Below are 23,970 nucleotides of genomic sequence, written 5' to 3' on the forward strand. Positions count from 1 at the left end.
TATTTGAGCTGAACTTACAAAAAACACACTCATTTGTTCTTTATTTTAAATTCCGCTCTTCATATCCTTCAAATACTCCGATGGCGTCTTACCAGTATTGTATTTGAACGCTTTAACAAAGTTAGATCTAGATAAAAAACCTGAAGAATGAGCTAAAGCTTCTAAGGTATTTTGCTGAGCTTTACCGGATTGAATTAAAGTAATGATATGCTTAACTCTCAACTCATTTTTCCAATCATTGAAACTTACTCCTAAGTGATTGTTAAAATAATATGACAATTGATAATACGGTATTTTAGTGTCTTCTGCAATCATAGACAAAGAAAACCGACTTCTTAAATAAGGCTCATCAACACAGTATTTGGCGATTTGATGCCCGATTTCTTCCAAGCGAAAATATGGAACCTCGTAGGCTGTTGAAGTTACAACACGCTTAACTGGTGGCGCAAAGGTCGATAAAACCAAATCACCTTGTGCTCGAGAGCTTGTATGCTTTTTCTTCTTGTATTGAGGACTAAATAATACGTAAGGAATGAATAAAATTGATAGATTTTGCAATGAATAAACCCAATATTTGACATCAAAACAAATCTGAAGCATCGTTGGACTCAACCAATTTTGATGCGTTTTTTGAATCTCAAAATTATTCAGAAGCACCAATAAAGAAGCTGAATTCAATAAAATATACAGGATAATGATTAAGCCAATCCAAAGAATGCTAACCTTGTGCGTCACAAAATAATTCTTGATTCGGCAACGCTTAATCAAATAATAACCTGTGTAAAGAAAATACCCAATCGTAAAAATAGGTCTAATCGTTGATTGAACTAAAGTTGGCATAAACAGGTATTTGGCCTCATATAGAGCTTCAGAATGCTCTACAATTTTGTGCGCCAAAATAAGCTTATCGTCAAATGATGAGAATAAATGAGGTAAAATATTAATCAAAAAAATCCCAGCTACACCTGCATGCAACCAATCTTTTTGAACCAATCTTTCTCTACCAATAATTACTTTAACAAATAAGAAGAACACAGGCCCCATTAAGAAATATAAAGGGCTAAAATTGACCGCAAACAAGGAAATCATGAATTCTGAGCGTGGTGTATTCGTTACATCATGCACAATTCCAAAAATACTTGTTAAGAAATAAAAAATAGCCAAAAGAATCTTGGCATAAGCCCTGCCCTCCCTGTATATGTAGAGCAGAAGCGCAACGACCAATCCTAAAAAAGAGAGATTTAGTATCATGAAAAATTATAGAACACGGAACAGTTTAAATATTTTTTTAGAACACGGAACAGTCTGTATGAAAGACTATGAAACAAATGTAGAACGAAAAATTTTAAATACAAGAACTTTATCATTAAAATTTGTTCTCAATTTGTAATTTAATACTTAAATATATAACATAACTAATAAATGATATAACTATTAATACTTATACCATTGTTCTCACAAAAAAATAAAAAAATAATTTAAACTTTTGTTTACACCAAATTAGTCAAATTTGAACAAAAATAGGATCCAACACACACTTCTTTAATTACAAAATAGGAAGATGTACACTCTCCACCATGGAGAATATATGTCATATCAAATTGACCAATCCAATACTTTTACATCTAGAAAAATGGAATTATCCCTAAAATCGCAAAGCCATGAGAATCGCGTATTTGAAAACTTTCTAAGGATGGCATGGGAATACTAAAATCTCAGGCGAATGAAATTTCGATAAAAAAGTACAGTACTTAGGGATAAATAATTATCAATTAAATAATTGTCTTACTATTTAATTAATAAATAATCGGTCAACTAATCCAACTTCATTTCCTCCACCTCACCACGAATGACTAAATCGGCAGCTGTAGCCGCTTGAATTTGTTCAATACTTACACCGGGCGCGCGTTCCACCAATAAAAATCCGCCCTCAGGTAAAATATCAATTACCGCCAAATCGGTTACCACTCGACGAACACAAGACTTGCCTGTCAAAGGCAAATCACAGGTTTTCAACAATTTAGATTGGCCATTTTTATTTTGATGTAACATGGCTACAATAATATTGGGTGCAGAAGCCACTAAATCCATTGCTCCCCCCATCCCCTTTACTTGCTTACCGGGTATTTTCCAATTAGCCAAATCTCCATTTTGAGACACTTCCATTCCTCCCAATATGGTTACATCAATATGTGCTCCACGAATCATAGCAAAACTATCCACCGAACTAAATAAGGATGCCCCAGGAATCATCGATATGGTTTGCTTGCCCGCATTAATCAATTCAGGATCTACGTGATCTTCCTCAGGAAATGGACCAATACCCAGCAAGCCGTTTTCAGATTGTAAAACGACACGCATCCCTTTAGGAATGTAATTGGCCACCATGGTTGGGATACCTATCCCCAAATTAACATAGTCACCATCCTTAATTTCTAATGCCAAACGCTTGGCTATAATCTCTTTTTGAGAATCTAGCACAGATAAATGAGCTAAATCCTTTGTCGTGGTACGATGTTCTATTCTTTTTTGATAATTTTTCCCTTGATAAATTCGCTGAACATAAATACCTGGAACGTGTATCTCATCGGGATTCAGAGAACCTATAGGCACTAATTCCTCCACTTCAGCAATGGTGATTTTGCCAGCCTGTGCCATCATCGGGTTGAAATTTCTAGCAGTGCCATGAAAGACCAAATTACCTTCCAAATCTCCTTTTTGAGCTTTTACGAATGCATAATCAGCAAACAATGCCTCTTCCATGATATACTCTTTCCCTTTGAAAGTCCGTACCTCTTTACCTTGAGCCACCTCGGTCCCAACACCTGCAGGAGTAAAAAATGCCGGAATTCCAGCCCCCGCTGCTCGAATACGTTCCGCTAAGGTTCCTTGGGGAACCAATTTTACTTCTAATTCACCTGATAAAAGCTGTTCTTCAAACACATCATTTTCCCCAATAAAGGAAGAAATCATGCATTTTATTTGTCTATTTTTTAATAAAATTCCTAAACCAAAATCATCGACTCCCGCCTCATTCGATATACAAGTCAAGCCCTTGACCCCCTTCTTCCTCAACTCAGATATGGCATTTTCTGGAATACCCGCAAGCCCAAACCCTCCCACCATAATTGTTGCACCCGATGAAACATCAAACAATGCCGCTTGTGCATCTATAAACACTTTATTCTTCATATCAACCTGATTTATAGCTACAATACTAAAGAATTAAACTTATGATAAAAATGAAAAAATCTAGCATCGATACATTTATATAGAGATATTGATCAGGTTTTTTTAATCTAAAAATCACTTCACGCCGCCAACGCTGGCAAGGTTTCGAACCTTGACAGCGTTAAACGTTTCTGCGTGAAACGATTTTCCTTTCACAATAATTGTCCAATAAATTGATAATAAAATGGCCGAATACTCAACATAGAAGCATATTAGCATTTTGAGCTTTGGACATATTTTTCTAATTTAAAGTCTTATAACCTATTGCCTCTAAAACCTATAAAATGAACCCAGAAAAGGAACCTGGATTAAAAAGAACCTTAAGCCCACTAATGCTGTGGGGACTAGGTGTCGGATACGTCATATCCGGCATGTATTTCGGATGGAATCTTGGATTAGAAAAAGGAGGTACGCTTGGTCTTGGACTAGCTACCCTATTAATCATTCTATTATATACCACATTTACATTTTCTTACACTGAATTAGCTTGTGCTATTCCTAAAGCTGGTGGAGGATTTGACTATGCCGGAAGAGCTTTAGGGCCTACTTGGGGATTTGTGGCTGGAATGGCTCAAACCATTGAATTCATCTTTGCTCCACCAGCTATTGCCTTTGCCATTGGGGCATATTTCAATTTATTCTTTCCCCAAATTCCGATCATCAGTATTGCCATTGCCTCCTATTTTTTATTTACGGCACTCAATGCCTATGGTGTCAAAGCTGCCGCTATTTTTGAATTGACGATCACCATTCTGGCTGTAGGAGAACTATTACTTTTCGCGGGGATAACATTACCTGCTTTTGAACTAAAACATTTACAGAGTAATCCCCTACCCCATGGTTGGTCAGGATTTTTTGCAGCCATCCCATTTGCTATTTGGTTTTTTCTAGGAATCGAAGGAGTTGCCAATGTGGCTGAAGAAGCAATCAATCCACAAAAAACGATCTTAATTGGTTTTGGATCAGCGATTCTGACCCTCGTCCTTCTTTGTATGTTAACCTTTTTTAGTTCCATTGGTGTCAATGGATGGGAATCCATTGTCTACCAAGCGGATGGATCCTTATCCGACTCTCCACTTCCTTTAGCTTTAAAGCACGTAGTAGGCGACAGTAATCTGTTGTATCATTTATTGATTTCTGTAGGATTATTTGGCTTGATTGCCTCCTTCAATGGCATCATTTTAGCGGCAGGTCGGTCTACTTATGAATTGGGCAAAGTCAAAGCTGCTCCTCCTTTTCTTGGTCGAGTTCATTCCAAATTTCAAACTCCTACTAATGCCTTGTTCATCAACATGACTTTGGGAATTATGGCACTTTTAACTGGTAAAACCGCAGAAATTATTACTATTTCTGTATTTGGAGCCTTAACACTTTACCTTATCTCCATGGTATCTATATTAGCTCTTAGACGTAACGAGCCAGATCTAGAACGACCATTTAAAACACCTTTTTTCCCCTACTTTCCATGGATTGCGTTGATCATAGCAGCCATATCCATGATTTCCATGATGTATTACAATCCTGTTCAAGCAGGCATATATTTCCTTATTTTACTAGGCACCAGTATCATTTATCGATTTTTTGGCCCTAAATTGACCCATAAACCCTAATTTTCAATTTAGAAAATGACCTCTACCGAATTAAAAAACTATTTATCTAGCCATCCTACCTCGAAAGTAAAAATTGCTTTCACGGATATCGATGGTATTCTACGTGGCAAATACATTTCCACTGAGAAATTCTTATCCATTCTTGAAAAGGGAACTACATTCTGTGATGTCGTTTTTGGCTGGGATGCTGCGGATGTATTGTATAGCCAAGGTAAAAAAACAGGCTGGCATACAGGTTTCCCAGATACTCCTGCTCAATTGGACTTAAGTACTTTCCGACAAATACCTTGGGAAAACAACCTTCCTTTTGTACTAGGTGAATTTCTGGAACAAGATGGAACAGCATCTTCTGTTTGTCCCCGACAATTACTTAAAAAGATTATCTCAGAGGCTCAGGCCCTACATTTTACACCGATTTTTGCCCAAGAATTCGAGTGGTTTAATTTTGCAGAAACACCTGATTCTGCCCAAGATAAGCAGTACAAAAACCTGAAGCCTTTAAGCCCAGGAATGTTTGGGTATTCCGTGTTGAGAACAACCTTGAATAATCCCTTTTTCAACGATTTATTCGAACAACTTAAAGCTTTCAATGTACCCATTGAAGGATTACATACTGAAACTGGGCCAGGCACTTATGAAGCGGCTATTGCCCATTCGGGTGCCTTAGAAGCGGCTGATAGAGCTGTTTTATTTAAAACTGCCGTAAAAGAGATCGCCTATAAACATCAAATCATGGCTACTTTTATGGCCAAAATAGATGAAAATTTACCAGGATGCGGTGGTCATGTGCATCAAAGTCTTTGGGACGCTGATGGCAAGACCAACCTTTTTTACGATGCTCAAGATCCCTACCATTTAAGTAAAACGGCCAAACACTATTTGGCAGGTATCCTTCATTGTTTACCCCATATTTTACCCATGTTTGCCCCAACCATCAATAGCTATAAAAGATTAGTGGAAGGCGCCTGGGCCCCTACCACGCGAACGTGGGGACTAGATAACCGAACCGTAGCTTTACGTGTGTTAAGCGCTGGTGCAAGCTCGGCCCGTATAGAAACCCGTGTCATTGGAGCTGACGTCAATCCATATTTAGCAATTGCTGCCTGCCTAGGTGCTGGACTTTATGGCATTAAACATGAACTAGACCTGCAAGATCCTACTACTGGAAATGGATATTTAGATTATTCCCATGGAAGTATTCCTCATACCTTGATTGATGCCACCAAAAACATGCAGCAATCGGCCGTAGCCAACGAGATTTTTGGTCAGGAATTTGTGGAGCACTTTACCATGACCAGAACCTGGGAATGGCAACAGCATTTAAAGTCGGTGACCGACTGGGAATACAAACGTTATTTTGAAATCATTTAATCAAGCCTATATTTTAAACACATGTCTTCATCCATTTTACAGTATAATTTTCCGACAACCATCCGCTTTGGTGCAGGAGCCATCAACGAAGTAGCCGATTATTTAATAAAAAATGATCTCAAAAAGCCTTTGGTGGTTACAGACCCCGTTGTTGCAAGTTTGGATTTTTTTAAATCCTTTATTCAATCGCTTGAAAAGAAAAACATCTCGGTTGAGGTCTTTTCTCAAATTCATAAAAATCCAGTAAAATCCGACGTTTACTTAGGTGTAGATTCCTATGATGCCAACCAAAGAGATTCTATCATCGGAATCGGTGGCGGAGCGGCTATGGACGTGGCGAGAGCCATGGTGTTGCGCGTCAATCACCGGGAAGATTTATTTAAATACGACGATTTGATTGGAGGAGATATTTATGTCACCAATGACATTCCTCACTTTATCACGATACCAACCACTGCTGGAACAGGTTCAGAAGTGGGTCGTAGTGCCATCATTGCAGATGATGTTACGCATCAAAAAAAGATACTTTTTTCTCCCAAATTACTAGCTAAAACCATCTTTGCTGATCCTATGTTAACCATGGATTTGCCACCAGCCGTAACTGCAGCTACTGGTATGGATGCCTTGACGCATAATTTGGAAGCTTATGTTGCTAAAATGTCGCATCCGCTTTGCGAGGGAATCGCATTAGAAGGAATCTCCTTGATTGCTAAATCCATGGAAAAGGCAGTCAAAAACCCGGATATTGAATCCAAAAGCAATATGCTCATTGCTTCTTTAATGGGGGCTGTAGCCTTCCAAAAAGGCCTGGGTGTCGTTCATTCCCTCGCTCATCCGATGTCGTCTTTATTAGATACGCATCATGGATTAGCCAATGCGGTCAATCTACCATATGGTATGAAATTTAACATCGCAGGTTTTGAGGAAAAATTCCGCCGCATCGCTCGTACATTAGAGATCAAAGATGAAAGTGGAGAAGGTGTAGTGAATTTCTTATTTGACTTAAATAATCGAATAGGAATCCCTCATAAACTACGTGAAGTGGGTGTTAAAGAAGAGCATGTGGAAACCTTAGCTGATTTAGCTATTGCCGACTTTGCACATCCTAACAACCCAAAACCAGTTAGTAGAGAAGATTTCAAAAACCTATATTTAGAAGCTTTATAAGTTATGAAAATCCGTTTGGGCATCAGTTTTAGTAGTACCAATTTCCAAAATTACCTCCGATGGTTTGATCCAGAAGTGTCTGCGGGGAAAGTGGAATTACTAGAACTGAAAGCCGAAAATAGCACGGAGGCTGATCTAGAATCTTGTGATGGATTTGTCCTCAGTGGTGGTTGCGATATCGATACCGCGCTTTACCAAGGTGCTTCTGTGTATCCACATAAACCAGAAGAATTCGAAAGCGATCGAGATCATTTTGAAGCTTCCATCTATTTATTTGCCAAACAAAACCGAAAACCATTATTAGGTATTTGCCGAGGCATGCAATTAGTTCAAGTAGTAGAAGGAGGAAAACTCATTCAAGACTTGGGAGAAGCGGATAATTTGATTCATAAAAAAGCAGGTAATATCGACCGAAAGCACCGTATAGAAGTTAGCGAAGGGAGTTTTTTGGCCTCTATTAGTCAGCAAAGCTCAGGAGTAGTTAACTCGGCCCACCATCAGGCAATAGATCCTAAACAACTAGGTCATAATCTATTCATTTCTGCTTGGTCGCCAGAAACCCATAGCCCTGAGGCTTTGGAATACCAAAATAAACAAGATCAAGCTTTTATGCTCTGCGTGCAATGGCATCCAGAACGCATGGAGGAAAAGGAGAAAAGTCCTTTTTCCGAAAATATCAAACAATCATTTTTAGCCTCGATTATACATTCAACATAATTATGCAAGTTATTAACCCCGCCACCGAACAAGTTATTCAGGAATTAACCGAAGATAACGCAACTACTTTACAACAAAAATTGACCCAATTACAACAAGGTCAAATTACTTGGGCAGCCAAACCATTATCCGAGCGAATAGAAATCGTATTAAAATTTGCAGCCCTTTTAGAAGAAAATCGGGAAGAATTAGCCTCTATTTTAAGTTCAGAAGTGGGAAAACCCCTTCAACAATCGCGCAACGAAATCAATGGTGCCAGAGCCCGAATCCAATGGCTTTGTGAAAATGCAACGACCTATCTGAAAGAAGAAATCATGTCGGACGGCTCAGGCATGCAAGAAAAAATAGTCTATGAACCACTAGGTGTTATTTGCAATATCTCCGCATGGAATTATCCCTATTTAGTAGGCACCAATGTATTTGTTCCCGCACTTTTAGCGGGAAATGCCGTGATGTATAAACCATCAGAATATGCGAGTTTGACGGGTTTGTCGATTGCGAAATATTTCCATCTAGCTGGGGTTCCTGTAGATGTATTCCAAATCGCCATTGGGGCTGGTTCGGTAGGGGCTAACCTATTAGAGATGCCTTTTAATGGTTATTATTTCACAGGTTCTTATCAAACTGGCCAAAAAATATATACTAAGGTGGCCCCTAAAATGGTTCCAGTTCAATGCGAATTAGGAGGTAAAGATCCATTATACATTACTGATGAAGTTCAAGACATCGCAGGAATTGCAGCAGGAACTGCCGATGGTGCTTTTTATAATAATGGGCAAAGCTGTTGCTCTGTAGAACGAATCTACGTACATGAAAAGGTTTACGATGCTTACGTGGCTGAATTTGTCAAAGAAGTAAAATCTTGGAAAATGGGTGCTCCTACAGAAGATGGCGTTTATCTAGGCCCTCTTTCCAGAAAAGCACAAATATCTGTTTTGGAACAACAAGTAAAGCAAGCCTTAGATTTAGGTGCAAGTGTATTGACTGGAGGAAAAGCAGTGGCTGGCACAGGTTATTATTTTGAACCAACCGTTTTAGTGAATGTCAATCACCAAATGGATGTGATGAAAGAAGAATCCTTTGGTCCTATCATTGGCATACAAAAAGTGAAAGATGATGTAGAAGCCATTGCTTTGATGAAAGATACCGCTTATGGACTTACCTCATCGGTATACAGTGTCAATGAGAATAGAGCAAATCAGATTTTAGCTCAAATGGATTCAGGTACTGCCTATTGGAATTGCTGCGACCGCGTAAGTGCAGCCTTACCGTGGAGTGGCCGCAAACATTCGGGCTTTGGTGCTACCCTATCGCATCAAGGAATTCGAGCATTTACCAAAACTAAAAGTTATCATTTGCGACAGCCCTAATAAGGCTTTTGACCTACAAAACCTTTGAACGATGAAAACCTTCCTGTTATTCGCTAGCCTACTTGTATGTAGTTGCGTACAAGGCCCATTGTTGGCTCAGAATTCTCGCCTTAATCCTTTGGCTTATGAAGAGATTCCCTTGGGTCAAATTCATCCAACAGGTTGGTTGAAACAACAAGTGGATGTCATGGTTAAAAACTCCACAGGGCATTTGGATGAAAATCACAAGAAGATTAAAACAGATAATGGTTGGTTAGGAGGCAAAGGGGATGATTGGGAAGAAACACCTTATTGGTTGGATGGTGCCTTACCAGCAGCCTATTTAAGTGGTGATTCTGCCTTAATTAAAAAAGTATTGAATTATGTCAACTGGACCTTAGCGCATCAGCGTCCATCTGGCTTCTTTGGTCCATATAGCAAATACGAGAAAGAAACAGGGAAAATGGCCGAAACTGGAGATCAAGCAGCGGATTGGTGGCCAAGAATGATCATGTTGAAAATATTGCAACAGTATTATCAAGTAAGTCATGATCCGCGTGTCATTCCATTTATGACAAAGTATTTTCAATTCCAACTTAAGAATTTAAAAAATACGCCTTTGGTCAAATATACTGAATGGGCGCAGTCGAGAGGTGGAGATAACCTGATGGTGGTTTATTGGCTATACCGACAAACCAAAGCGCCGTTTCTATTGGAATTAGGCGATTTAATCTATTCACAAACGACCAATTGGACGGATCTATTAGGAAACAGGGATTGGGCTATTCAGGCAGCATATCAACAAAACGACCAGCACTGGATGGACCGGCATGCTGTCAATGTTGGTATGGGAATCAAATTGCCCGCCATATATTCACAATCGAAAAAAGACCCGCATTATTTACAGGCCTTAAAAACGGGTTTTCGTGATTTAATGACATTGCATGGATTGCCACATGGTATGTTTTCTGGAGATGAAGATTTACATGGGAATGACCCCATTCAAGGAACAGAATTATGTGCCACTACGGAAACGATGTTTTCTCTAGAACAAATCATTTCTATTACTGGAGATACGGAATACATGGATGCCCTGGAACGCATGACATTCAATGCTTTACCAGCCCAAATCACCGAAGATTTTAATGGGAAACAGTACTTTGGCATGGCTAATCAAGTGGAAGTAAAAAGAGGCGTATATAGCTTTTCGTTACCATTTTGGAGAGGCATGAACAATGTCTACGGCCCATATAGCGGATATACATGCTGTACCGCCAACATGCACCAAGCATGGCCCAAATACATGTCGCACCTTTGGTATAAAACTACAGAAGGTGGTTTTGCAGCTTTGGTGTATGGACCCAATAAACTGGAATCGTCTTTAGCCTCAGGGGTGAAAGTACAAATTGAAGAAAAGACCAATTATCCGTTTGAGGATCAAATCCAATTCAACATTAATCCTGAAAAAAAGCAATCTTTCCCTTTGGAATTTAGAATTCCATCTTGGTGTGAAGAGGCAATTATATGCCTAAACGGGAAAGAATTACAAAGAGAAAAGGGAGGTAAAATTGCTAAAATCACTCGAGAATGGAATCGAGGAGATCAAATCACTTTGCAATTTCCTACCAAAATCCGGACTCAAAACTGGGGCAAAAACTCCCGTTCTGTTGAATACGGCCCACTCATCTTTGCCCTTAAAATTCAAGAAGACTTTCAAAAAAATGTTCATCCCCAAGAAGGTGAGTACTTTGAAATACTACCAAAAAGTGACTGGAATTTTGCTGTGTTAAAGAAGTTCGTGGATAAACCTGCCGAAAATGCCCAATTAATTAAGAAGTCTTTCCCTGGCAACTTCCTTTGGAACCAAGAAAGTGCTCCTTTGGAAATCGTGTTGGAAGGCAAAAAACTACCTGATTGGAAAAGCCATGCTGGGGTTGCATATCAACCAGTTACCACACGAAATGGAGATTATTTGGGACCGGCAGAAGAAAAAATTGAGAAGATTATCTTAATTCCCTTTGGATTTACTCGTTTACGTATAGTCGCCTTTCCTGTTGTAAAATAAGTGGAAATGATTCCCAAAATGATGTAAAAATCAGGATAAACATGCTATTTTTTTCTTCTAGTTTTGTCGACCTTTAACACGCCAATCTATTTCTATTGATTCATATTTCTACCGTATGAAAACAATTTAGTTTTGGACAGGTTAATAAATTGAAATTACCCCTTTAAAACAAATACTCCCATGAATTCAGTAAAAAGTTACGGTGCCATTAATAAAGATTCGGCGATAGCTCCTATGCCGATTGAACGTAGAGATTTAGGTGCGCATGACGTCTCTATTGACATTTTATACTGTGGCGTTTGCCATTCTGATATCCACATGGCTCGCTCAGAATGGGGACCATCCGTCTACCCGATTGTCCCAGGACATGAAATTGTAGGAATCGTCAAAGCTGTAGGTTCAGCAGTGACCCAATTTAAGGTGGGACAAACAGCTGGTGTGGGAGTTTTTGTAGACTCTTGTCGCACATGCCCATCTTGCCAAGGTGGTCAAGAACAATATTGTGATAATAACTTCACTCCTACCTACAATGGCTACGAAAGAGATGGGAAGACTCCCACTTTCGGAGGCTATTCTTCCAACATTGTTGTTGATGAAAAATACACCTTACATATCCCATTTACCGATCACTTAGACCAAGTGGCACCTTTACTTTGTGCTGGAATCACAACCTATTCCCCGCTTAAGTTTGCAGGAGTAGGCAAAGGGCATAAGGTGGCAGTGTTAGGTTTAGGTGGATTAGGACATATGGGGGTAAAATTTGCTGTTGCCATGGGTGCAGAAGTGACTATGTTAAGTACTTCCCCTTCCAAAGAAGCTGATGCTAAAAGACTCGGGGCACACCATTTTGTTTTGTCGATCGATAAAGAACAAATGAAAAAATTAAGTAATCAATTTGACTTTATTTTAAATACAGTAGCAGCACATCACGACATGAATGCATTTCTTAACCTCTTGAAATTAGAGGGTAAAATGCTGATTGTAGGTATTCCTCCTGAGGATCATCGAATTGCTGCAGCCAGCTTGATTTCCAAAAGAAGAAGTATCATAGGATCCAACATTGGTGGAATTGCTGAGACCCAGGAAATGCTGAATTACTGTGCAGAACACAATATTCTATCTGATATTGAATTGATTCCCATGAATCAAATCAATGAGGCTTACGAGCGAATCATCAAATCCGATGTTAAGTATCGATTTGTCATTGATATGAAGACAATTTGAGATATCATTTAAAAAAAGAGCTTAGCTACCTAAGCTCTTTTTTATGATAATTCTCATATAAATAACCAACAACTATTTAGTAAATTGTAACATGAAATGGATTTATTTATCGCTCTTACTACTAAGTTTGAGTGCTTGTAACAAAAAAGAAGAAACTACCTTTCCGAGTGAAGGGCCTATTTCCGAGTCTGTTTATGCCTCTGGTACATTGAAAAGCCTAGACCAATATCAGGCCTTTGCACCAGTAAGTGGTATCGTAGATCAACTCTTTGTTCAAGAAGGTGACAGTGTCAAAATAGGAGATCCTATCCTATCTATTTCTCATGTAGCTCAGCAATTGAATCAAGAAAATGCAGCTTTGGCAGCTAACTTTGCTGATGCATCAAACAACCAAACCAAGATCAATGACGCCCAATTATTCGTTGATTTAGCCAAGAATAAATGGAAAACAGATTCTACTCTATTAGTGCGCCAAAGGACCTTATGGAAACAACAAATTGGGACTCAAGTAGAATTAGAACAAAGAGAACTAGCTTACGAAAACTCTAAAGCCACATATTTGTCCTCTATATTGAAATTAAAGGATTTGAAACGTCAAATTCAATTCAATGCCAATCAATCCATCAAAAACCTTTCTATTTCAAAACAACTAAGTGCAGACTTTACCGTGAGAAGTAAAGTAAATGGTATCGTGTATGATTTGCTAAAATTGAAAGGGGAAATTGTCAGCCCTCAAACACCTTTGGCTATTGTTGGGAATCCCTCGCATTTCATTTTAGAGATGCAAGTTGATGAAGATGATATTTTCAGAGTCAAGGTAGGTTTGCCCGTACTATTGACACTTGACGCCTACAAAGGACAGGTATTTGATGCCACAGTAACTAAGATATATCCCATCATGAATGAGAGAAGCAAGACGTTTTTAGTAGAAGCCAAATTCAATCAAAAACCGGCCACCTTGTTTCCTAATGTCACGTTTGAAGCTAATATCATCCTATTCAAAAAAGAAAAAACCTTGTTAATTCCTAGAAATTATTTAGTCAAAGATAGTTTGGTCATTAAAGCTTCAGGAGATACGATCGTCGTAAAAACAGGTTTAAAGGATTTTAAAAAAGTGGAAATTATTCAAGGGCTAAATGCCAAGGATGAAATCAAAATGCCCGGTAAATGAATTTTAAATTAATTCAAAATATTGCCGTATCTCTACTTTTAGCCCGTTGGAGACAAACTTTGGTGGCCGCCATTGGTGTTACTTTCAGTATCACTATGTTCATCACCTTATTAAGCTTTATGTCGGGCTTAAATGATTTATTGGATGGCCTCATTTTAAACCGAACACCTCATGTAAGGTTATACAAAGAAATGAAAGCTTCTGATTTTCAACCAATAGATCTTCAATCTAAAAAAACGAAGCAATACAACTTCATTCGTTCCATCAAACCCAAATCGGAAAGATTAGAGATTCAAAATAGCGCAGCCATCATTAAAAATTTAAAGTCTGATTCTCGAGTTCTTGGTGTGGCACCCAAAGTTACGGCTCAAGTATTTTATAATGTGGGAGTTATTGAAATTACAGGGGTCATCAATGGCATAGATCCTGAAGCTGAAAACAAACTCTTTTTCTTCAACGATTACGTAACTGAAGGAAATTATATGGATCTCAAAAATATCCCCAATAGTATCATTCTGGGCAAAGGAGCGGCAGAAAAGATGTTGGCTCAAATTGGAGATGTGGTACAAGTCACCTCGAGTAAAGGAGAACGCCTTTCGCTGAAAGTGGTTGGTTTTTTTCAATCAGGTTTACAAGATATAGACAATGTACAAAGCTATGCTTCCATATCAACGACACAGAAATTATTGGGTGAATCCAATAATTACATTACCGACTTACAAGTAAAATTAAATGACATTCTTTTAGCACCTAATGTGGCAAAAGAATACCAAAGAATTTATGAAATTCAGGCCATTGATATACAAACTGCCAACTCCCAATTTGAAACGGGTAGTTCTGTCAGAAGCCTAATTTCCTATGCCGTGGGAGTTACCTTATTGATTGTAGCTGGTTTTGGAATTTACAATATCCTCAATATGATGATTTATGAAAAAATGGATTCTATTGCTATTTTGAAAGCCATTGGATTTTCTGGGAAAGATGTCAATCGTATTTTTATTTTAATTGCCTTGAGCATAGGAGTCTTTGGAGGCATTTTAGGCTTATTAGGCGGATTTGGTTTATCTGCGATCATCGATCAAATACCTTTCAACACTAGTTCCTTGCCTACAGTAAAAACCTACCCCATCAACTATAATCCAAGATATTATCTGATTGGGTCTACATTTGCCATCATTACCACTTATCTAGCAGGCTACTTCCCTTCCCGGAAAGCGAGCAAAATAGACCCTGTTATCATCATTAGAGGAAAGTAGTATGAGCCAAATCATTTTAGAAGCACAGGGTATCAGTAAAAGCTTTCATGATCCAGTAACAATACCGGTACTTAAGAATATATCCTTTAGTCTGAATAAAGGCGAGTTTGTCTCGGTGATAGGCAAATCAGGTTGTGGAAAATCCACCTTATTGTACATTCTTTCCACGATGGATACCGATTATGAGGGTAATCTCATCATCGATGAAGTATCCATGCAAGGAAAAGATGAAGGGGAATTGGCCGTTGTTCGCAATGAAAAAATAGGCTTTGTATTTCAATTTCACTATCTATTGAATGAATTCTCTGTTTTAGAAAATGTGATGTTACCCGGTCAAAAATTGGGCAAGTATTCCCCTAAAGAAATCAGAGAAAGGGCCTATCAAAAATTGAAAATTCTTGGCATTGAAAATGAAGCTTTAAAAAAGCCGAATCAACTTTCAGGTGGACAAAAACAACGTGTAGCTATCGCTAGAGCACTCATCAATGACCCTTTGATCATTATGGGAGATGAGCCCACAGGAAATTTGGATAAAAAAAATAGTGAAATCGTATTCGATATTTTCAAAGAATTGGCAGAAAATTATGGTCAATCTTTGTTAATTGTTACGCACGACAATGAGTTTGCTTCTCGTACGCAGCGCATCATTGAAATGCAAGACGGCTCCATTATCCGCATGTAATTAACCTGAAACCTTGGCGCCTCCAGGGATTTTTCTCAGTAACCAGACAATAGCCCCAGAAATCAACAAACAGCTAAATGCTGTCACAGGTATTCCTAAACTTGGATGTACCAATTTATAGTGTATCCCCAATTTGGCGATGTAAAATAAGACCAAAATATGGACTAAATATATCCCATAACTATGGGAGCTAATCCATTCTCTCAAAGGAATTAAGACACGAATCTCAAAAGGAAAGCATTTACAAAGCAAGAACAATCCGGCCGTAGAAAGCACTACAGAAGGAGAAAAGTTAGCATATAGCAATCCATAAAATTTCCCATCGCGTAGGGATAATTGATAGGTTCCAATCAATGTCCAGGCCGTTCCGATAACAAATAATGCCATTGCCCAAAAACGTATTTGACTCAAATTACTGAAGTCTTTATGTCGCAAATAATATCCCAACACCAAATAACCCAAATAGCCGGTAAAATAAGGCAAAGGCACGGGTGAATCTAGAACAGGAAAATGAGGATTATTGAAAAGAATGGTCAGTAACCAAATACCTAAAAAGTATTGAATCTGTTTTTCTGAGGCCATCCGAATCCAAGTACTCATGATCGGAATGAATAAATAAAGTCCAATGACCATATATACATACCAAAAATGGTAGGAACCACCTGTAAAATATTGTTGACCTATCCAACGAATCAATTCCTCAACTGAATGAAATGATCTACCTCGCATTCGAACAGCCCAATTGAAGTACACAAAAAAGATATTCCAAAATAAGAATGGGACAACGATTCTTTGAAATGATTTAGAAACAAACGCCCCATAAGGCTCCTCTTTTCCTAAAACTAAGGCACCCGTTAGCATGACAAAAATGGGCACAGCAAAACGCATGCAGCCATTATAGACATTGGCATTCCACCATAAAGCATCAGGAACACGATGAAAACTCAGCAGCAAGTTAGCTGCTGAGTGAATCAAAATCACTGCGAGCGTCGCAATGACACGTAAATTTGTTAACCAAATAATGGGGCCATTGGCCTTAGAGATTTGCATTATCAGGGCCTGCAAAAGGTTGACGATACAAGCGTTTCTTGGTTGCTGCAAACAAGGCATTGGCCACTGCTCCACCTGTTGGAGGTAAAGCAGGTTCTCCTAAACCTGTTGGTGCAATTCCATTATTCACAAAATGAGCCTCCACAGTAGGAATTTCATTTCCACGAATCAATTTATATGTATCGAAATTCTTTTGCTGAGGAACTCCTTTATCAAAACTCAATTTGCTAAACATGGCATGTCCATAACCATCAATAATACCTCCAATCACTTGATTTTCAGCACCAGAACGGTTAATTACCTCACCGCAATCAGTAACTGCAGTTAGATGGGTAACTTTGGCCTCTCCATCCACTATTTTGGCTTCTGCTACTTGGGCTACATAGGATAAATGAGAAAAATAAACACTAAACCCTTGATGAACATTAGCCCCTTTCTTACCCCATTTTGCCTTTTCAGCCACTTGTTTGATGACTTCAATAAAGCGATCAGGTTCGTAGGTAATCTTACCTACAGGATTGGTTTTTACTTTTTGCAACCAATCTAAACGCATTTGAATCGGATCTTTACCAGCTGCCACAGCTACCTCATCCAAGAAGGATTGTTCTGCCGAAGCCAAGAAATTGGTAATTGGTGCACGCCAAGGTCCCGTAGTAATCGCTGAATTATAATTGAATGATTCAATCAATACGTTATCAATGGCTCCTACTGGGAAATTATCTTGTCGAGTACTATTACCAGCATTCAAACCTACTCCACGTAAGTAGAAGGCAATCATCTCACCTTTCTCATTTAAACCCGCTTTAAAGTGATATCTAACTGCTGGACGATAAATACCTCCAGTCATATCATCTTCACGCGTCCACATCACTTTAACAGGCATTTTAATGATACTAGAAAGTTCTGCCGCTTCTAAAGCATAGTCATTGTTTAATCGACGACCAAAACCTCCACCCATTTTAGTCAATTCTACCTGAATGGTATTTTCAGGAACACCTAACAAAGTAGCTACAGCTTTTTGAGCTGACTGTGGAACTTGAGTAGGGCCTGCTAATAAGATCGAACCAGGGCGAACATCCGCAAAGAAGTTCATGGGTTCCATCGGAGTATGAGATAAGAAAGGACACTCGTAAGTGGCTTCAATCACCTTAGCTGCTTTAGCTATGGCTGCATGAAAATCACCATCCTTACGCTCAACCTTTACTTTGTCGGTCTTCATCCCCTCATCAAACCATTTCTGGTGCGTACTATCACTTTCTAAATTACTAGTATCTGAATAAGAACAAACAAGCTTTTTTCTGGCTTGCATGACTTCCCAAGTAGATTTACCTACTACAGCCACTTTATTCTTGAAAGAAACCACGTCTATGATTCCTGGCATCTTTTTTACTTCCGCAGCATCAAAGGATACTAAAGTAGATCCAAAAGCAGGTGGACGGACAATTTGAGCCACTACCATGCCCGACTTCTGGGTATCTAAACCGTATTGTGGTTTTCCAGTCAGGACTTTATAATTATCTACTCCTTTAACAAAACTACCAATCAACTGATAATCAGAGCGACTCTTATAGGTCACTTCTGAAGGAACGGGTAGCTTTGAAGCTGCATCCACCAAAGCACCATAGGCTAATTTTTGACCTTTGTTAGGTCCAATAACAAAACCTTTGGAAGTTTTACAGCTACTGGCATCAACACCCCATTGCTGAGCTGCCGCTTGAACTAACATCTGTCTGGCAGTAGCTCCAGCTTTACGTAAACGCTCCCACGAGTGTTTCAAGGCACCACTACCCCCTGTCACTTGACGTTCGAATAATTGTGTATCTAAATTCGCTTGACGCACTTCCACTTGTTTCCAATCCACATCTAGTTCTTCTGCAACAACAATGGGAAATGCCGTTTTAATACCTTGTCCAATTTCTGGATTAGGAGAATACAAAATTACTTTCCCGGTATTTTCAATGGATAAAAAAGCATTGAAACGATTAGCATCTAAAACTGGATTCATCTGTTGAATGATGCCAGCATTAGCCTTGGATTCGAACCAGTCAAATCCTAAGGAAAAAACACCACTTAAGAGGGCTGTTTTCTGAATAAATGATCTTCTTGTGGTTTTCATCTTTATTTCTTTTTAGAAGAGTTGGATGCAGAAGCAATTTCAGAAGCACGTTTCACCGCATTATGAATCCGGTGGTAAGTACCACAGCGACAAATATTTCCCGACATTCCAGCCACAATATCATCATGGCTGGGTTTCGGGTTTTTCTTCAATAAGGCTGCCGCAGTCATAATTTGACCTGCTTGACAATAGCCGCATTGAGGTACATCTAATTCATCCCAAGCTACTTGAACTGGGTGCTCCGCTTTTTCATTTAAACCTTCAATGGTCGTAACAGCCGATTTACCCACCGCAGAAACAGGCAAAACACAAGAACGCATGGGTTCTCCATCTAACCAGACAGTACAAGCGCCACATTGGGCAATACCACAACCATACTTGGTTCCTACCAGAGATAAATGATCTCTAAGTACCCAAAGCAAAGGTGTATTGGAATCCACTTCCACTTTCACCTTTTTACGATTAATCAGTAATTCGATCGACTCCATTGTTGATTGGTTTAAAAAGATAAACGAAATTCTATTTACGTTTTTTAGATTTTGCTTCTACTGGAACAAGCTCTTTCACTCGAATGTTTCGGAATTTTAATTCATTTCCATGACCTAAAAATCCAATATGTCCTTTGGGATTAAATAATCCTGGATGTTCTTTATGGTCAGGAGTTCCACCTTTGGTTGCTTCTGCAATATCTCCATCCAAAATCACCTCTCCATTCAAAATCACTTTGATGTGATTTCCCTCAGCAATTACTTCTTGTTGATTCCATTCACCCACTGGCTTTAAGAAACCTTTCTTAGCAGGAATAATTCCATATACAGAACCATGGTATTGGTATGGTTGCAAATTAGCATATACAGGAGCGGTATTATCCAAGATTTGTAATTCCATGCCCACATAAGCAGCATCTCCTGTTAATGGAGCACGAATACCCAACCCATTATTTGCACCAGGCGTTAATTGGAAATCAAATTTAAAATGGAAGTTGGCATACTCGTTTTTCGTAAACAAATTACCTTTTCCTCCACGCTTAGGATAAATCACCAAATTACCATTTTCAGGTACATAATCCGTCGTATTACCTGTCCATTTGAATAAAGAAGACCCATCAAATAACAGCTCAAATCCTTGTGCTTTCTCTTCATCTGAAAGTGTTTGCAATGGCTGAGGTTCTAATTCTTTGACATAGATGTTACGATAAACAATGTGGTTACCATGAGCTTGTAATTCAATGGCATCTTTCACAAAAATGGGAATTTTACGATCCCAATAGTTTTCTAAAATGGTATTATCTACTACAAGTTCTCCATTCAAATACACCGTTACACGCTCACCCACCATTTTAATGTAGAATGTATTCCATTCTTCTACTGGGTTATCCGCTAATTTCAATGGATTTTTGGCATTGATCTGATTGTTATATAATCCACCTGAACCTACATTGGCTCCTACATTGACACGAGCAATATCCCAGATTTGAACTTGTGGAGCACCGCGTAAATAAATTCCAGCATCACCATCTTTTTCGATTTTCCAATCGACATACATTTCAAAATCTTGGTAATCTTTTACCGAACAAAGGTTATCTCCATGACCAGTAAAATGCAATTGGTCATCTTTAGCATACCAACCTTTACGCATATTCTCATCCGCTTTTACTTGCTTAATAGCTAAGCTATCAGCCGACATGGCACGGCGTTTCACTGGATTTTCAACAAGTCCTTTCCAACCCGATAAATCCTTACCATTGAACATGGAATAAAATCCTACTTTATTTCCTAAAGCATCAATGGCCTTTTGAGCAGAAGTACGTAAATTTTCAGAAGAAACAAAAGGTAAGGCTTCTAAAACCCAAGCCTTGGTCATTTGACTTTGTAATTCTGGATTTCCCACAAATAAATTAGCTAAACCATCGGCTGCAACCGAACGAGCATTGGCCTCTTGTAAACCTATTTGCAAGGTTCTCATCGCAGATAAACTTGGGCAACGACCCAAACCTCTAAAGACCAAAGCACGAGTATCCATATCTTGGGTTAAATCCAAGGCATTGCGGTAACGTAAGATTTGTTGAGTAACATTTTGTGTAGCTTTACCATTACTCTTCACATAGGCTTTAATGGCTTCCAAATTCTTGGATTTTTTCACTAAATCGCCTAACCATACCAATGATTCTGCTTCTGAAACAAATGGAATCCAGTTCAATTGATTTTTCGCTTTCACCGCATAACCATTCACTTTGCTAGCTACAGTCGGATCCAATTTTTGAATTTGGGTAACACAGCTTTGTAAGTGTTTTACTTCACTCTCCGAACTTGCATTAGAAAGTTTTTGAGCAATGATATCAAAATCAGCAGGACTAACCCATCTGAATAATACTTGATAAGCTGCAGCACGTGTAGCGTCATTGGATTGTACAGCATTCCAAACATGTGATTTGATAGCTGGCCATTGACGGTAAGAAGCATAAATCAACAAAATGGTTTGTTGAGATGCACTCAACTGAGAATAGGACGCTACATTTTTCTCAAAAAAGCTATTCGCAGCTAAATTGCTAGCCACTTCTCCTACAGCAATACCGTCCACTTCAGCATTAGCAGCTGTTGCCCAAACTTTGGCTAAGCCTGCATTACCTTGGATTTTCAAACGAGCTATGGAAGCAGCTGTTCTTAATCCAGCATTTTTAGATGTTTCAGACACGGTCACTTGAGCTAAAGCCCAGGCAACTTTCGCATTTCCAGCAGCTTGAACAAAAGATGTTTTCTTGGCATCAGACCACTTAGAGAAAGCTGCCGCTACCTGACTAGCATCACTAGCTTTAGCATGCTTCATCAGATGTTTGACCAAATAAGCCTCTACTTCATTATTAGAAGTTTTAGCAAATGCCCCTAACAAATAAGCTACGGGAGTTTTCGACTTAGATAAAAGTACATCACTGACCTTTATCTGAGAACCAGCAGGCCAAGAAGTTACGTTTAAAGAACTAAGCCCATTGGCATCTTTAGCAGACTTAACAAAAGCTAAATAGGATTCTAAAGCCTGTGTAGGTTCATAGGCACCATTGGCTTTAGTCGCTTGTTCTTTTAAAATTTTATTGGCATTAGGAGAACCTAAAGCAGCTATTGCTTTTAAAATCAATTGATTGGCACGTTGATCCGACGATGGATATAAAGCTTCAATAGCTGAACCAGCGGCTTTATAATTTATGTCGGTTAAAGCTTGAATCATATCTTTTTGATAAGCCGCGTTACCATTTTGTAAAGCTGCCAACAAAGCTTTCCCCACTTGGTCTTGACCAAAAGGAGCCAATTTAACCAATAAACGAGCCGCAGGACCTGCTAAGTGATTCTTTTGTAAAAATGGAATAATCACTGAAATCGATTCCCCACGAGCGATAGGTTGTAAAGCCAACATAGCGATGGCTTGGGTATTAACATCAGTAGATTCTTGAATAATTTTCAAATTCGCTTGTACGCGAGCAGCGCGATCAGCTTCATTGGTTCCCGTCTTAACGGAAATAGGTGCTGACTGCTTTTGCGCTAGGACTGTCCCTTGCGAAAGGGCAGCCATCAGCAATAAATTAAGTATTGAAGTAGTATATTTTTTCATTGTTATTACATAGTAAATGGTGCACGCATTGGTTGGTCAATCAAACGATTGGCCTCTTCATCTCCGACAAATTCTTGTTTTACAGGATCAAATTTCAGGTTTCTGTTCAAACGCATAGCGATTAAACCCATATTGACAATGGTACAAGAACGGTGACCATTTTGATCATTTAATGCAAATGTTTTTCTTCCTTTTACGGCATCTACAAAATCTGTTTGTTGAGCTGGCGGCTCAGGGAATTCTGCCAATTTACGTTCTAAGTCAGGAATATCTGTTTTAAATCCACGGAATACTTTTCCTTTTGGACCTTCGATGTAGGCAACATTTTCATCTCTACCTTCTCCATCTAAAACGATTTGACAACCATCGGCAAAAGTGTAAGTAATCCGACGGAATGTACCTACAGCATCTGCATCTTGCACTGGTGCATCCACTTCTACATAAATAGGGCTAGTATCATCTTTACCCAATAAATATTGAACAGGATCAATGTAATGTTGACCCATATCACCTAAGGCACCTCCATCATAATCCCAATAACCACGGAAAGTCTGATGCGTACGGTGTACATTATAAGGTTTGTATGGAGCTGGTCCTAACCACATGTCATAATCTAATTCAGCAGGAACGGGCTGTTGGGTTAAGCCTGTTTTACCTACCCAATAGAATTTCCAATCAAAACCAGTATGTCTAGAGATGGTTACTTTCAAAGGCCATCCTAATAAACCAGAATCAACTAATTTTTTGATTGGCTTAATGGTGGTATTCATTCCATAAAAATTACCTTCAAAACGGAACCAGGTGTTTAAACGAAAGATACGACCATGCTGTTGCACTGCCTCTGTCAATCTTTTTCCTTCACCAATGGTACGTGTCATTGGCTTTTCACACCACACATCTTTACCTGCCTTGACAGCATCAGCAGCAATAATTCCATGCCAGTGAGGAGGAGTTGCTACGTGAACGATGTCCACTTCTGGTAATTGAATTAACTCGCGGTAATCACTGAAGGATTTCACTCCTTTCTCTACCTCATTTAAACCTAATTGTAGATTCTTTTTGTCCACATCGCAAAGAGCTACTACCCTTGTACCTGCATAAGGAATATGTCCACGACCCATTCCACCAGTACCAACAATGGCCTTAGTTAATTGGTCGCTTGGGGCTAAATAACCCTTACCTAATACATGGCGTGGAACAATACTAAATGCGGCAAATCCTAATGCGGACTGCCCAATAAATTTTCTCCGAGAGACTTTCATATGATAAATAAGCTTATTGGGACAAGATAGAAAAAAAAAAGCTTTTTCTTGGACTTTACTGTCATGGATTTATCTATTGGATGCAATTTTATTCTT

General features: G+C 38.9%; 17 protein-coding genes. 10 read left to right on the top strand and 7 right to left on the bottom strand.

The genetic code is table 11. The features are described from left to right. Positions 1 to 45: 45 nt before the first annotated feature. Positions 46 to 1,251: a helix-turn-helix domain-containing protein gene (locus HME7025_RS09390; RefSeq protein ID WP_109323386.1), complete on the bottom strand. Its 1,206-nt coding sequence runs from the start codon at positions 1,249 to 1,251 to the stop codon at positions 46 to 48. A gap of 564 nt (positions 1,252 to 1,815) precedes the next feature. Further along, positions 1,816 to 3,192, bottom strand: coding sequence for a 3-oxoacid CoA-transferase (locus tag HME7025_RS09395; RefSeq protein ID WP_109323387.1), 1,377 nt, complete (start codon positions 3,190 to 3,192; stop codon positions 1,816 to 1,818). A gap of 323 nt (positions 3,193 to 3,515) precedes the next feature. Here HME7025_RS09395 and eat point away from each other — a divergent pair, with 323 nt between their 5' ends. From eat to HME7025_RS09445, 10 genes are all read left to right on the top strand, one after another. Next, positions 3,516 to 4,841: an ethanolamine permease gene (gene eat / locus HME7025_RS09400; protein WP_109323388.1), complete on the top strand. Its 1,326-nt coding sequence runs from the start codon at positions 3,516 to 3,518 to the stop codon at positions 4,839 to 4,841. A gap of 15 nt (positions 4,842 to 4,856) precedes the next feature. Continuing rightward, positions 4,857 to 6,212: a glutamine synthetase family protein gene (locus HME7025_RS09405; protein WP_109323389.1), complete on the top strand. Its 1,356-nt coding sequence runs from the start codon at positions 4,857 to 4,859 to the stop codon at positions 6,210 to 6,212. A 21-nt stretch (positions 6,213 to 6,233) separates the two neighbouring features. Beyond that, entirely contained in the window at positions 6,234 to 7,379 is a 1,146-nt protein-coding gene (locus HME7025_RS09410; protein WP_109323390.1) for an iron-containing alcohol dehydrogenase, read from the top strand. Between the two features lie 3 nt (positions 7,380 to 7,382). Next, positions 7,383 to 8,096: a gamma-glutamyl-gamma-aminobutyrate hydrolase family protein gene (locus HME7025_RS09415; protein WP_109323391.1), complete on the top strand. Its 714-nt coding sequence runs from the start codon at positions 7,383 to 7,385 to the stop codon at positions 8,094 to 8,096. A 2-nt stretch (positions 8,097 to 8,098) separates the two neighbouring features. After that, the gene (locus HME7025_RS09420) at positions 8,099 to 9,466 is read left to right on the top strand and encodes an aldehyde dehydrogenase family protein (RefSeq protein WP_109323392.1); all 1,368 of its coding nucleotides are present in this window, start codon (positions 8,099 to 8,101) and stop codon (positions 9,464 to 9,466) included. Between the two features lie 31 nt (positions 9,467 to 9,497). Beyond that, positions 9,498 to 11,510 (top strand): beta-L-arabinofuranosidase domain-containing protein, encoded by a 2,013-nt coding sequence (locus HME7025_RS09425; RefSeq protein ID WP_109323393.1) that lies wholly within the window; start codon positions 9,498 to 9,500, stop codon positions 11,508 to 11,510. A gap of 180 nt (positions 11,511 to 11,690) precedes the next feature. Beyond that, complete coding sequence (locus tag HME7025_RS09430) at positions 11,691 to 12,734, top strand: NAD(P)-dependent alcohol dehydrogenase (protein ID WP_109323394.1); 1,044 nt, start codon at positions 11,691 to 11,693, stop codon at positions 12,732 to 12,734. Positions 12,735 to 12,825: 91 nt separating this feature from the next. Continuing rightward, positions 12,826 to 13,905 carry an efflux RND transporter periplasmic adaptor subunit gene (locus HME7025_RS09435; RefSeq protein ID WP_109323395.1) on the top strand — a complete coding sequence of 360 codons (1,080 nt, stop codon included), beginning with the start codon at positions 12,826 to 12,828 and terminating at the stop codon, positions 13,903 to 13,905. Further along, positions 13,902 to 15,161 (top strand): ABC transporter permease, encoded by a 1,260-nt coding sequence (locus tag HME7025_RS09440; protein ID WP_109323396.1) that lies wholly within the window; start codon positions 13,902 to 13,904, stop codon positions 15,159 to 15,161. The genes HME7025_RS09435 and HME7025_RS09440 overlap by 4 nt, the downstream gene beginning before the upstream one ends. A 1-nt stretch (position 15,162) precedes the next feature. Continuing rightward, positions 15,163 to 15,843: an ABC transporter ATP-binding protein gene (locus HME7025_RS09445; RefSeq protein WP_109323397.1), complete on the top strand. Its 681-nt coding sequence runs from the start codon at positions 15,163 to 15,165 to the stop codon at positions 15,841 to 15,843. Here HME7025_RS09445 and HME7025_RS09450 read toward each other — a convergent pair whose 3' ends face one another. Genes HME7025_RS09450 through HME7025_RS09470 form a run of 5 tightly spaced genes read right to left on the bottom strand, consistent with a single transcriptional unit; the run spans position 15,844 to position 23,874 of the window. Continuing rightward, positions 15,844 to 16,893 (bottom strand): acyltransferase, encoded by a 1,050-nt coding sequence (locus HME7025_RS09450; RefSeq protein ID WP_161956231.1) that lies wholly within the window; start codon positions 16,891 to 16,893, stop codon positions 15,844 to 15,846. Then, on the bottom strand, positions 16,880 to 19,009 hold the full coding sequence (locus tag HME7025_RS09455; protein WP_109323399.1) for a xanthine dehydrogenase family protein molybdopterin-binding subunit: 2,130 nt from the start codon (positions 19,007 to 19,009) through the stop codon (positions 16,880 to 16,882). The genes HME7025_RS09450 and HME7025_RS09455 overlap by 14 nt, the downstream gene beginning before the upstream one ends. Before the next feature lie 2 nt (positions 19,010 to 19,011). Next, the gene (locus HME7025_RS09460; RefSeq protein WP_109323400.1) at positions 19,012 to 19,497 is read right to left on the bottom strand and encodes a (2Fe-2S)-binding protein; all 486 of its coding nucleotides are present in this window, start codon (positions 19,495 to 19,497) and stop codon (positions 19,012 to 19,014) included. A 31-nt stretch (positions 19,498 to 19,528) separates the two neighbouring features. Then, positions 19,529 to 22,612: a 3-keto-disaccharide hydrolase gene (locus HME7025_RS09465; RefSeq protein ID WP_109323401.1), complete on the bottom strand. Its 3,084-nt coding sequence runs from the start codon at positions 22,610 to 22,612 to the stop codon at positions 19,529 to 19,531. A gap of 5 nt (positions 22,613 to 22,617) precedes the next feature. Further along, on the bottom strand, positions 22,618 to 23,874 hold the full coding sequence (locus HME7025_RS09470) for a Gfo/Idh/MocA family oxidoreductase (protein WP_193495312.1): 1,257 nt from the start codon (positions 23,872 to 23,874) through the stop codon (positions 22,618 to 22,620). Positions 23,875 to 23,970: the final 96 nt, after the last annotated feature.

It is taken from the genome of Aquirufa nivalisilvae (genome assembly GCF_003143535.1).
Classification (GTDB): domain Bacteria; phylum Bacteroidota; class Bacteroidia; order Cytophagales; family Spirosomataceae; genus Aquirufa; species Aquirufa nivalisilvae.